Source organism: Plantibacter sp. Leaf314, assembly GCF_001423185.1.
In the GTDB taxonomy this organism is placed as follows: Bacteria; Actinomycetota; Actinomycetes; order Actinomycetales; family Microbacteriaceae; genus Plantibacter.
In genome coordinates this window covers 2,617,198-2,628,778 of record NZ_LMOB01000001.1, presented here as the reverse complement: position 1 = coordinate 2,628,778, position 11,581 = coordinate 2,617,198, and the positions used below count along the sequence as shown (strand labels likewise).

Genomic DNA, 11,581 nt, shown 5'->3' with positions numbered 1-11,581 from the left:
GTGGGGTGGGCGCACTTCGACAAGCTCAGTGACCGGGGTGGTGGGCACGCGAAACACCCCGCCGAGACGGGCTCGGCGGGGTGTGGGTGCAGCGGGTGTCAGCTGACGGGGACGTGCCGCTCGTCAGGACCGACGTACTCGGAGAGCGGGCGGATGAGCGCGTTCGACGCCAGCTGCTCGGCGATGTGCGCCGTCCAACCGACCACGCGGGCCGCGACGAAGAGCGGCGTGAACGTCTCCGTGTCGAAGCCGATCAGGTTGTAGGCCGGGCCGGACGGGTAGTCGAGGTTCGGCTTGATGTTCTTCCGCTCCACCATGTCGGACTCCAGCGCCGTGTACAGCTCGAGGACCTCCGGCTTGCCGTAGTGCTCAGCGAGCTTCTCCAACGACGCCAGCATCGTCGGCACCCGCGAGTCGCCGTTCTTGTACACGCGGTGACCGAAGCCCATGATCTTGCGCTTCTCGGCGAGCGCCGCATCGAGCCAGGCGCTGGCGCGGTCGGCCGTGCCGATCTCGTCGAACACGTGCATGACGGCCTCGTTCGCGCCGCCGTGCAGCGCTCCCTTGAGGGCACCGATCCCGCCGACGACCGCCGAGTAGAGGTCGCTGAGGGTCGAGGTGATGACGCGGGCCGTGAACGTCGAGGCGTTGAATGAGTGCTCCGCGTACAGGATCATCGACACGTCGAACGCGTCCACGACGACCGGGTCCGCTTCCTCACCGAAGGTCATGAAGAGGAAGTTCTCGCTGTACCCGAGGTCGTCGCGCGGCGGGACGAGCTCGAGGCCGTGTCGGCGACGCTGGTCGTAGGCGACGATCGCCGGCAGCTTCGCGTACAGGCTCGCCGCCTTCACCGCGTTCGCCTCCACCGTGTTGGTCTCGGCGGTCGGGTCGTTCGCGCCGATGACGCTCACCGCGGTGCGGAGCGCATCCATCGGGTGCGAGGTGGTGGGGAGGAGGTCGATCGCCGCCTTCACGTTGTCGTCGAGGGCGCGCTGCGACCGCTCCGACGACGTGAACTCGGCCAGTTCGGCCTCGCTCGGCAGCTCGCCGTTCCACAGGAGGTACGCCACCTGCTCGAAGGTGCAGTGCTCCGCGAGCTCCTGCACCGGATACCCGCGATAGAGGAGGGAGTTCGTCTCCGGGTTCACCTTCGAGACGCTCGTCACGTCGACGACGACGCCGGCGAGACCCTTCTTGATGTCGCTGGTCGCTTCGGTCATGCGGTGCTCCTTTGCGGTGGTGCAGTGGTCATGCGTGGGTCGAGCTTGGCACCCGGGTCGCCCCTCGACAAGCGCGGGGAGCGGAGACCCAGGTGGTGTTCATCGGGACGACGGAGCGAGCGGCCTACCGGTCGACGGTGAAGTTGAACACCGAGGTGTCGAACCGGTTGTAGCCCTCGTAATCGATGAGTTCGTAGAGGTCGGCTCGGTGCTGCATCTCCCCCAACTTGCCCGTGAGCGAGCCCTCCTCGTTCAGGGTGTCCAGTGCGCGACCCGCCGCGCCCATGGCGATGCGCAGGAGCGAGACCGGCCAGATGACCAGGTTCACGCCCACGTCGGCGAGCTGTTGCGAGGTGAACAGCTCACTCTTGCCGAACTCGGTCATGTTGGCGAGGATCGGCACGTCGACGGCCGCACGGACGGCGGCGAACTCCTCGAGCGACCGCATGGCCTCCGGGAAGATCGCGTCGGCTCCCGCATCGACGAGTTGCTTGGCCCGGTCGATCGCCGCGTCGAGACCGTCGACCGCCGCGATGTCGGTCCGCGCCATGATGAGCAGGTTCGGGTCGCGACGCGCGTCGACGGCGGCGCGGATGCGACCGAGCGCGGTCGAGGTGTCGACGACCTGCTTGCCGTCGAGGTGCCCGCAGCGCTTCGGGTTGACCTGGTCCTCGATGTGGAGGCCGGCGAGCCCGGCGTCCTCGATCTCCTGGACGGTGCGCGCGACGTTCATCGGCTCACCGAAACCGGTGTCGGCGTCGACGATGGCCGGCAGCTCGGTCATGCGCGCGATCTGCTTCGCCCGACCGGCGACCTCGGTGAGGGTCGTCAGGCCGATGTCGGGCAGGCCGAGGTCGGCGGAGAGGACGGCTCCGGAGATGTAGACGCCGTCGAAACCCTTCTGCTCGATGAGGCGAGCCGACAGCGGGTTGAACGCGCCGGGGAATCGGAGCAGCTCACCGGTGGCGAGCCGCTCGCGGAACGCCCGGCGCTTCTCGGCCGGCGTGGTCTGGCTGTACAACATCAGCGGTGTCCCGTCTGGTCGTCGGCCGGCATCAGAAGAGACCGGTCGGGTGCGGCGCCGAGGCGAGGACCCCGGAGGACGCTTGGATGCTCAGCTGCTTGACCTCGTCCGCATCGAGCTCGGGCAGGCGTTCGGCGAGCGCGAGGAAGCGGTCGATCTCCTCCGGGTCGAGGACGCCGGCGGCGAGGGTGCGGAACTTCTGCACGTAGTCGGCGCGCGCGAACGGTCGGGCACCGAGCGGGTGGGCGTCGGCGACGGCGATCTCGTCGACGATGGTCGAGCCGTCGGTCAGCGTGATCTCGATGCGGCCGCCGAAGGCCTGCTCTGACGGGTCCAGCGAATGGTAGCGGCGCGTCCATTCCGGATCCTCGGCCGTGGTGATCCGGTGCCACAGCTCCACCGTGTCCTCGCGCTGCGCCCGCTCCGGCCGGTAGGAGTCGACGTGGTGCCACGCGCCGTCCTGCAGGGCGACCGCGACGATGTACGGGATGGAGTGGTCGAGCGTCTCGCGCGAGGCCGTCGGGTCGTACTTCTGCGGGTCGTTCGCCCCGGAGCCGATCACGTAGTGCGTGTGGTGCGAGGTGTGGAGGACGATCCGGTCGACCGCGCCGGGGACGAGGAGCTCCGGGTGCTCGTGGTGCAGCTTGCGGGCGAGGTCGATCCAGGCCTGCGCCTGGTACTCGGCCGAGTGCTCCTTCGTGAAGGAGTCGAGGATCGCGAGCTTCGGCTCCCCCGCGCCGGGCAGGGGGATGTCGTAGGAGGCGTCCGGGCCGTCGAGTAGCCAGGCGACGACGCCGTCCTCGCCCTCGTAGATGGGGGACGGGCTGGTCTCGCCGCGCATCGCCCGGTCGACGGCTTCGACCGCGAGCTTGCCTGCGAACGCGGGGGCATGGGCCTTCCACGTGGAGATCTCGCCCTTGCGCGACTGCCGCGTCGCCGTGGTCGTGTGGAGCGCCTGGCCGATGGCCTGGTAGATGGTCGCCTGATCGAGCCCGAGCATGGTGCCGATGCCGGCGGCGGCACTCGGGCCGAGGTGCGCGACATGGTCGATCTTGTGGCGGTGCAGGCTGATCGCCTTCGCGAGGTCGATCTGGATCTCGTAGCCGGTCGCGATGCCACGCACGAGGTCGGCTCCCGTGCACCCCACGTGCTGGGCGACCGCGACGATGGGCGGGATGTTGTCGCCCGGGTGCGAGTACTCGGCAGCGAGGAAGGTGTCGTGGAAGTCGAGCTCGCGGACCGCGACGCCGTTGGCCCAGGCCGCCCACTCCGGCGAGACGCGGCGGGCGAGGTCGGGACCGAACACGGTGGCTCCGTCGCCGCCGGTGCTGATGGGGTGACTGAGCGCCTGCGCTCGCGCCGAGGAGACCGGGCGACGCGTGAGCGACGCCGCCGCGACCGCCGCGTTGTCGATGACCCGGTTGATGATCATGTCGACGACCTCTGGCGTCACCTCAACGGGATCGGTGGCGACCCGGGCGAGCTGCCAGGCGAGCTGGCCCTCGCGGGCGAGGTTCTCGTCGCTGCGGTGGACACGCAGGTGGTGCTGGATCACGGGTGTTCCTCTCAGGTGCTGCGGGCGCCGGCACCTCCTCCCAGCCTACGCCCGCCGGTCCCGCCTCCAGAGGCATGAGAACCGGCCGGGAACAGGACATTTCCGCGATGACGGCCTCCGGCGCGAGGCGAACCTCCTCCCCGCTGACATACCAGGCGTGTTCTCCAGGTCCGTTCAGCCGACGCACACCGCGCATCCGGCAGGGGCGGCCAGGCTGGCACCGGCCTGCGCGAGCCGGCCCGCGTCGAGACCGTTGCGAGGTCGACCATGCTGCACGAGACACACCCCTGAGGAGACGACCATGACCGACCAGACCGCCGACGGAGCGCGCACCCCGCAGCTGTTCGCCGAGGTGGTGCGCGCCGACGCCCTCCACTACACGACGATGTTCGCGGAGAAGCCGTTCGAACCGGCATTGCTCCTGTTCTGCGCGAACGGCGCCTACCGGATCCTGTCACCGGGCGAGGACCACCCGGGAAGCTACGTCGCCGAAGGGCCGCTCGACGCCGATCGGGTTCGGGTGGACTTCATCTCCTGGCCCTCGGAGGACTGGAACCGGAACGTCGCCTTCCACGTCCTCGACTTCGACCGGACCTCCGGGCGGTTTACCCAACAGCTCCGGCTGCCCGGCGACCCCGAGCCCAAGCACCAGGCCGGACGGCACACCGAGGTGACGGCGCTCGGGCGCTGGGACGCGGACACGACGTGGGAGTCCGCGGCTCCCCGGCTCGCCTCGGTGTTCGCGGCGCTCGCTGCCGGCTGAGCCCAGAGGCGGAGCACGCCGGCATCGGCCAGGCCGGAGCCGGGCGCTCGGGACGCGCCTCAGGCGGCGAGCAGCTGCGGGTCCGCCGGGGGACGGAGCACGGTGACGGTCGCTTCGGCGAGCGGCGCGTCGGTGAGCGGGGGTTCGACGAGCGTCGGCGCGGTCGCGGCGTCGAAGCGGTCGGCGATGTCGAACATGAGCGTGTCGAGCCCGGTGCGGAGGGCGTCGGCGATGGTCACGACGACCTCGGACGAGGCGTCCTTCCGGCCGCGTTCGATCTCCGACAGATAGGGCGTCGAGACGGCGGCGGCCAGGGCGACGTCCTGCAGGGTCCGCCCCTGTTCGAGACGGCGCGTGCGCAAGGCGGCGCCGAGGGCTTCGCGGTACAACATGGCGTCCCCTTCCGGCTCGTTGGTCTCACTGTAGGCGCGAGCCGACCGGAGGCGGGGAGCCCACGTTCTGCCGTCAGCGGACACCCCGGTCCCCGGTCCCCGGTCCCTGAGCTTGTCGAAGGGCTACAGGAAGATGTCCGGGTACAGCTCCGACTCGTCGACGCCCGGTGAGTACTTCGCGAAGTCGGTGACGCCGGCCTCGGTGAGCACGTCCTCGACGATGAGCGACCGGCCCGTGAGCTCCCGCGACGGCGAGATGAGCACCTCGTACGCCGCGTCCGCGTAGATCTCCGGGGTCCGGCTCTTCGCCAAGAGCGCCTCACCGCCGAGGATGTTGCCGACGGCCGCCGTCTTGATCGTCGTCTTCGGCCACAGCGTGTTGGCCGCGATGCCGTCCCGACCGAACTCCGCCGCGAGGCCCAGGGTCACCATCGACATGCCGTACTTCGCGAGGGTGTAGCCCGTGTGGGCGCCCAGCCACTTCGGGTCGAGGTTGAGTGGCGGCGAGAGCGAGAGGATGTGCGGGTTCTCCGCGTCGCGCAGCATCGGGATGGCCGCGCGCGACAGCATGAAGGTGCCGCGGACGTTGACGTCCTGCATGAGGTCGTAGCGCTTGGCGTCGAGGTCGAGCGTGCGCGCCAGGCTGATGACGCTGGCGTTGTTCACGACGATGTCGATGCCGCCGAACTCGCCCGCCGTCTCGAACACGGCGCGCGTGATGTCGTCGTCGTTCCGCACGTCGCCGAGGATGGGCAGCGCCCGCCCACCCGCCTCACGGATCGCCTCCGCCGCGGTGTGGATCGTGCCCTCGAGCCGCGGGTCCGGGGTGTCGGTCTTCGCCAGGATGGCCACGTTCGCGCCGTCCCGGGCGGCTCGGAGGGCGATCGCGAGGCCGATGCCACGGCTGCCGCCCGACATGAGGATGGTCTTGCCGGCGAGGGTGGTCATGCGGTGGGCTCCTTCGGGGTGGTGGCGGTTGCGCGTTTGGCTGAGGCGGCGGCGAACGCCGAGACGCGGGCGACGGACTCCGGTGTCTCGATGGCGGCGCCGATCGTGCGGGCCTCGTCGTCGAGTGCGTCCTGGTACGTCCTGCCGACGCCTGCCCGGAGCAGGCGCCTCGCCTGTCCGAACGCGGCCGTCGCGCCGGTCAACCAGAACGCGGCCACCTCGCGGGCCCGCGCGTCGAGCTGTTCGGCCGGGACGACCTCGGTGACGAGCCCCCAGTCGAGCGCCTCCTCGGCACTCAACATCCGCGGGCTCAGCGTGAGTTCGAGGGCCCGGCGCATCCCGACCGCCTCGGGCAGGAGCGTGCTCACCCCGCAATCCGGCGTGAGGCCGATGTCGGCGTACTTGCTGACGAACTTGGCGCGGTCCGAGGCGATGATGACGTCCGCGACGAGCATGAAGCCCAGCCCGCCTCCGGCGACGGCGCCCTGCACCGCGGCGACGATCGGCTTCGCGGCCTGCTGCAGCGTCCGGTGCCCCTCGTGGATGAGGTCCGCGAGCTCCGTGACGAAGGCGCCGGTCGACCCCGGACTGCCGTCGCCCATGCCCGCCATCGCGAGGACGTCACCGCCCGCGCAGAACGCCGGACCGTTGGCGTCGAACAGGACCGCCTCGACGTCCTCCCGCTCGGCGATCTCGATCGCGAGGTCGCGCCACCGCCTGGCCGCGCGGTCGTCGATCGCGTTGAGACTCTTGGGACGGTTGAGCGTGAGGTGCGCGAGGCCGTCGCTCACCTCGAAGAGGATCGTGTCGTCACTGGTCACGTGGTGCTCCCTGGTCGGTGATGGGTCGATGCGTCGATCGGTGGGCGGCCGCTCACTTGGGCGCCATCCGGATCGCGCCGTCGAGGCGGATCGTCTCGCCGTTGAGGTAGCCGTTCTCGATGATGTGGAGCGCGAGGGCGGCGTACTCGTCGGGCCGGCCGAGCCGGGCCGGATACGGGACCTGCTGCCCGAGCGACGCCTGCGCCGCTTCCGGCAGCCCCGCGAGCATGGGCGTCTCCATGATCCCCGGCGCGATCGTCACGACCCGGATCGCGTGGCGCGCCAGCTCGCGGGCGATCGGCAGGGTCATCGAGTGCACGGCACCCTTCGACGCGGCGTATGCGGGCTGGCCGATCTGGCCGTCGAACGCGGCGACCGAGGCCGTGTTGACGATGACGCCGCGATCCCCTCCACCGTCGGAGGCGTCGCCGTCCGGTTCGTTGTGCTGCATGGCGTCGGCCGTGAGTCGGATGACGTTGAACGTACCGAGGACGTTGACCCGCAGCACCCGTTCGAACGCTCCGAGGTCTGCGGGACCGTCGCGCCCCAGCACCTTCGCCGGTGGTGCGATCCCCGCGCAGTTGACGACGACCCGGAGCGGGCCGCGCGACGTCGCCGCCTCGACGGCCGCCTGCACCTGCTCACCGTCGGTCACGTCTGCCGGGACGAAGGTGGCGAAGCCGCCCAACTCCTCGGCCCGCTCCTCGCCCGCGGAACCGGGCAGGTCGACGAGCACGACGCGCGCGCCCGCTCCGGCCAGGCGGGTCGCGGTCGCGAAGCCGAGTCCTGAGGCGCCGCCGGTGACGATCGCCGAGCTTCCGGTCACATCCATGGCGGTGATCCCTTCCTCCAGTGGTGGCCCCTCGACACGTGCGAGGGACGGGGAGCGGAACGCACGGCGGTCACAGCCGCTCGATGATCGTCGCGTTGGCCATGCCGCCGCCCTCGCACATCGTCTGCAGGCCGTAGCGCCCGCCGGTCGCCTCCAGCTGACCCAGCAGGGTGGCGAGCAGCTTCGTCCCGGAGGCGCCGAGCGGATGTCCGAGGGCGATCGCCCCGCCACGCGGGTTGAGCCGCTCGTCGTCCACCCCGAACTCGCGCTGCCACGCGAGCGGCACGGAGGCGAAGGCCTCGTTGACCTCGAACGCGTCGATGTCGTCGACGTCGAGTCCGCTGCGCTCGAGGATGCGACGCGTGGCGGGGAGGATGCCGGTGAGCATCTCGATCGGATCGCTGCCGACCGCGGCGAAGGAGACGAAGCGGGCACGCGGGGTGAGCCCAAGCTCCGCCGCCCGCACCTCGCTCATGATGAGCGCGGCCGAGGCGCCGTCCGTGAGTGGCGAGGCGTTCCCCGGCGTGATCCGCCAGGCGATCTCGGGGAAACGGGCCGCCAGGCGGTCGTCGTGGAAGACGGCGGGGAGCCCCGCGAGTCCCTCGGGCGTCGTCCCGGCACGGACCGTCTCGTCGGTGGTGACGACCGAGCCGTCCGGGAGGGTGACCGCGACGACCTCACGGTCGAAGCCGCCGGACGCCCAGGTGGCCGCGGCCCGCTCGTGGGAGCGCGCGGCGAAGGCGTCGAGCTCATCCCGGCCCAGGTTCCACCGGGCGGCGATGAGCTCGGCCGAGATGCCCTGGCCCACCAGTCCGTCGGGGAACCGAGCGCGGAGCGCTGCACCGAACGGATCCGCCCCCTGCACGTTGGACCCCATGGGCGCACGACTCATCGACTCGACGCCGCAGGCGATCACGACGTCGTTCCCCGCCGCCATGACGCTCTGCGCGGCGAAGGTCGTCGCCTGCTGGCTGGAACCGCACTGGCGGTCGATCGTCGTGCCGGGGGTCTCCTGCGGGAGGCCTGCGGCGAGCGCCGCGTTCCGCGCGATGTTCTGCCCCTGCTCGCCGGACTGGGTGACGCAGCCGGCGTAGACGTCCTCGATCACGGCCGGGTCGATGCCGGTCCGCTCCACGAGCGCGCGGATCGTGCCGGCGAGGAGGTCCGTCGGATGCACCGTGTTCAGCGCTCCGCCCGGTTTGCCACGGCCGGACGGGGTCCGGATCGCGTCGACGATCACTGCTGTGCGCATAGCCATCTCCTTCGAGGTCTGCGTCCACCCTAGGCGCGCGGTGCGCGGGGGTCACGAGGCTTGTCGGCCGCACACAAGGCGGGAGGCGGATCGGGGCGGGTGCCCTTCGACAAGCTCAGGGACCGGACGGGGGACCTCCGGGATCGGACGGGGCGGGAGCTCAGGGACCGGAGCCGGGGCCGGACGCGGGAGTGGGCCGTGCATCGGCGATTACGATTGACCGGTGGCCGACCCGAAGATCCTCCTGTACTACGCGTTCGCGCCCCTCGCGGACCCGGAGGCGATCCGCTTGTGGCAGCGCGACCTCTGCGAGTCGCTCGGTCTCCGCGGCCGCATCCTCATCTCGAAGGACGGCATCAACGGCACCGTCGGCGGCGAGCTCGACGCCTGCAAGCTCTATGTCCGGAAGACGACGGAGCACCCCGCGTTCCGCGGCCTGGACGTGAAGTGGAGCGACGGTTCCGGCTTCGTCGAGGACGACACCGTCCGCACGGCAAAGCACCGGCCCGCACCGTGGCGGCGGATCAGCGACTTCCCGAAGCTCAGCGTCAAGGTGCGCGAGGAGATCGTGTCCTTCGGCGCCCCCGGCGAACTCCAGGTGGACGAACACGGCGTCACCGGCGGCGGGGTGCACCTCCAGCCCACCGAACTGCACGAGCTCGTGGCCGAACGCGGCGACGAGGTCGTCTTCTTCGACGGCCGCAACGCGTTCGAGGCGGAGATCGGCCGGTTCGCCGGCGCGGTCGTGCCCGACGTCGCGACCACGCGGGACTTCGTCGCAGAGCTGGACAGCGGCAAGTACGACCACCTCAAGGACAAGCCAGTCGTCACCTATTGCACCGGCGGCATCCGCTGTGAGGTGCTGTCGGGGCTCATGCGCTCGCGCGGCTTCGGCGAGGTCTACCAACTCGACGGCGGCATCGTCCGGTACGGCGAGCAGTTCGGCGACGACGGCCTCTGGGAGGGTTCGTTGTACGTGTTCGACAAGCGCGGTTCGCTGGACTTCAGCGACCACGCCGCCGTCATCGGGCACTGCGTCGTCTGCGACACGGCGACGAAGCACCTGCAGAACTGCGCCGACCCGTCGTGCAAGACGCAACTCGTGGTCTGCGAGGCGCATGCGGACGGCCCGACCGGTGGCCCGCGGTGCGTCGTCCACGCCGACGCAGCGCCGGCCGCGATCGCCTGAGCGAGCACCCGTGACCTCCCACTTCATCCTCCGCACCGAGCTCGACGGCACGATGGAGCAGGCGTTCGAGCTCTCGCGTTCGATCGACGCGCACCTCGGCTCGATGCAGCACACCGGCGAGCGCGCGATCGGTGGAGTGACCTCCGGCCTCATCGGCCTGGGCGAGACGGTCACCTGGCGCGCGCGGCACTTCGGCATCCCGTGGACGATGACGAGCCGGATCACCGAGTTCCAGGAACACGACCGCTTCACCGACGAGCAGGTGAGCGGCCCGTTCCGCAGCTTCCGGCACATCCACCTCTTCGAACCACTCGAGCGCCCGATGGGCACGGCGCGCACCATCATGCTCGACGACATCACCTTCTCGGCACCGCTCGGCCCCCTGGGGGTCGTCGCCGAGCACCTCGCCCTGACGAGGCATCTGCAGCGGCTCATCCGCGCACGGAACCGGTGGCTGGCGGACGCCCTTCGACACGCTCGGTGACCGGAGGGGCTCTCTGAGCCGGTCGAAGGGCGGGCGATACCTCGACATCGAGACAACCCGAGCGCTGACGGGCTCGACTCCGACCACGCACATCCGCCCCTGCCAAGATGGTGCCATGGGTGTTCGCACGAAGTCGAAACTGGCCATCATCGGGGCGGGAAGCGTCGGTTCGTCCCTCGCCTACGCCTCGCTCATCCGCGGCAGCGCCCGGCGGGTCGCGCTCTACGACATCGACGGCAAGCGTGCCTCCGCCGAAGTCCTCGACCTCGCGCACGGGACGCAGTTCACCGGGTCGAGCAGCATCACCGGTGGTGACGACATCTCCGTCGTCGCCGACGCCGACGTGGTCGTCATCACGGCCGGCGCCAAACAGGAACCCGGCCAGACCCGCCTCGACCTCGCGGGGACGAACATCCGCATCCTCGAACAGCTGCTCCCGAAACTCGTCGAGCACGCGCCCGACGCCGTCTACATGCTCGTCACGAACCCGTGCGACGTCCTCACCGCCGCCGCCCAGCAGATCACCGGCCTGCCCCGGGAGCGGGTCTTCTCCTCCGGGACCGTCCTCGACACCTCCCGCCTGCGCTGGCTCCTGGCCGAGCGCGCCGGGGTCGCGACCTCCGCCGTGCACGCGCTCATCGTCGGCGAGCACGGCGACAGCGAACTCCCCCTGTGGTCACAGGCGACCATCGGCCCCGTACCGATCCTCGACTGGGAGCTGCCCGACGGCTCACGCTTCACCGCGCAGCAGCTCGACGAGATCGCCGTCGACGTCCGCACCGCCGCCTACCGGGTCATCGAGGGCAAGGGGGCGACGAACTACGCGATCGGCCTGTCGGGGGCACGCATCGTCGAAGCCATCCTCGGCGACGAGCACGCGATCCTCCCGGTGAGCACCGTGCTCGACGGATACCACGGCGTGAGTGGCGTGGCACTGTCGGTGCCGAGCATCGTCGACCGCTCCGGGGTGCGCTCGGTGGTCGAGGTCGCCATGTCGCCGCGTGAGCAGCAGCAGTTCGCCGACTCGGCCGCGGCCGTCCGCGCATCGCTCGACTCCCTCGGGCTCTAGCGGGCCGATCGGATCTCCCCCCAGCGGCC

At 70.6% G+C, this 11,581-nt stretch carries 12 protein-coding genes; 4 read left to right on the top strand and 8 right to left on the bottom strand.

Annotated features, from left to right (window positions below):
- Positions 1-98: 98 nt before the first annotated feature.
- The 3 genes from ASF68_RS12400 to ASF68_RS12390 form a co-directional block, all read right to left on the bottom strand.
- Positions 99-1,223: a bifunctional 2-methylcitrate synthase/citrate synthase gene (locus ASF68_RS12400; RefSeq protein ID WP_056010712.1), complete on the bottom strand. Its 1,125-nt coding sequence runs from the start codon at positions 1,221-1,223 to the stop codon at positions 99-101.
- Positions 1,224-1,347: 124 nt separating this feature from the next.
- Complete coding sequence (gene prpB / locus ASF68_RS12395; RefSeq protein ID WP_056010708.1) at positions 1,348-2,247, bottom strand: methylisocitrate lyase; 900 nt, start codon at positions 2,245-2,247, stop codon at positions 1,348-1,350.
- Between the two features lie 31 nt (positions 2,248-2,278).
- The gene (locus ASF68_RS12390; protein WP_056010705.1) at positions 2,279-3,802 is read right to left on the bottom strand and encodes an MmgE/PrpD family protein; all 1,524 of its coding nucleotides are present in this window, start codon (positions 3,800-3,802) and stop codon (positions 2,279-2,281) included.
- A 301-nt stretch (positions 3,803-4,103) separates the two neighbouring features.
- On the opposite strand from ASF68_RS12390, the gene ASF68_RS12385 reads away from it, so the two are divergent.
- Positions 4,104-4,565 (top strand): hypothetical protein, encoded by a 462-nt coding sequence (locus ASF68_RS12385; RefSeq protein ID WP_056010703.1) that lies wholly within the window; start codon positions 4,104-4,106, stop codon positions 4,563-4,565.
- A gap of 59 nt (positions 4,566-4,624) precedes the next feature.
- On the opposite strand, the gene ASF68_RS12380 is transcribed toward ASF68_RS12385, so the two are convergent.
- The 5 genes from ASF68_RS12380 to ASF68_RS12360 form a co-directional block, all read right to left on the bottom strand.
- Positions 4,625-4,957: a helix-turn-helix domain-containing protein gene (locus tag ASF68_RS12380; protein WP_056010701.1), complete on the bottom strand. Its 333-nt coding sequence runs from the start codon at positions 4,955-4,957 to the stop codon at positions 4,625-4,627.
- 123 nt (positions 4,958-5,080) lie between these two features.
- Positions 5,081-5,905, bottom strand: a complete 825-nt coding sequence (locus ASF68_RS12375; RefSeq protein ID WP_056010698.1) for an NAD(P)-dependent oxidoreductase — start codon at positions 5,903-5,905, stop codon at positions 5,081-5,083.
- Positions 5,902-6,726 (bottom strand): enoyl-CoA hydratase/isomerase family protein, encoded by an 825-nt coding sequence (locus ASF68_RS12370; RefSeq protein WP_056010696.1) that lies wholly within the window; start codon positions 6,724-6,726, stop codon positions 5,902-5,904. The genes ASF68_RS12375 and ASF68_RS12370 overlap by 4 nt, the downstream gene beginning before the upstream one ends.
- A gap of 52 nt (positions 6,727-6,778) precedes the next feature.
- Complete coding sequence (locus ASF68_RS12365) at positions 6,779-7,558, bottom strand: SDR family NAD(P)-dependent oxidoreductase (RefSeq protein WP_056010693.1); 780 nt, start codon at positions 7,556-7,558, stop codon at positions 6,779-6,781.
- Between the two features lie 70 nt (positions 7,559-7,628).
- Entirely contained in the window at positions 7,629-8,810 is a 1,182-nt protein-coding gene (locus ASF68_RS12360) for a thiolase family protein (protein ID WP_056010690.1), read from the bottom strand.
- Between the two features lie 223 nt (positions 8,811-9,033).
- On the opposite strand from ASF68_RS12360, the gene ASF68_RS12355 reads away from it, so the two are divergent.
- The 3 genes from ASF68_RS12355 to ASF68_RS12345 all read left to right on the top strand — a co-directional run bounded on the left by ASF68_RS12355 (position 9,034) and on the right by ASF68_RS12345 (position 11,552).
- Positions 9,034-9,999 carry a rhodanese-related sulfurtransferase gene (locus ASF68_RS12355; protein WP_082498602.1) on the top strand — a complete coding sequence of 322 codons (966 nt, stop codon included), beginning with the start codon at positions 9,034-9,036 and terminating at the stop codon, positions 9,997-9,999.
- 10 nt (positions 10,000-10,009) lie between these two features.
- A complete protein-coding gene (locus ASF68_RS12350; RefSeq protein ID WP_327078821.1) occupies positions 10,010-10,483 on the top strand; it encodes an SRPBCC family protein in 474 nt (157 codons plus the stop codon).
- A 115-nt stretch (positions 10,484-10,598) separates the two neighbouring features.
- Positions 10,599-11,552 carry an L-lactate dehydrogenase gene (locus ASF68_RS12345; protein WP_056010687.1) on the top strand — a complete coding sequence of 318 codons (954 nt, stop codon included), beginning with the start codon at positions 10,599-10,601 and terminating at the stop codon, positions 11,550-11,552.
- The last annotated feature ends 29 nt before the right edge of the window (positions 11,553-11,581 follow it).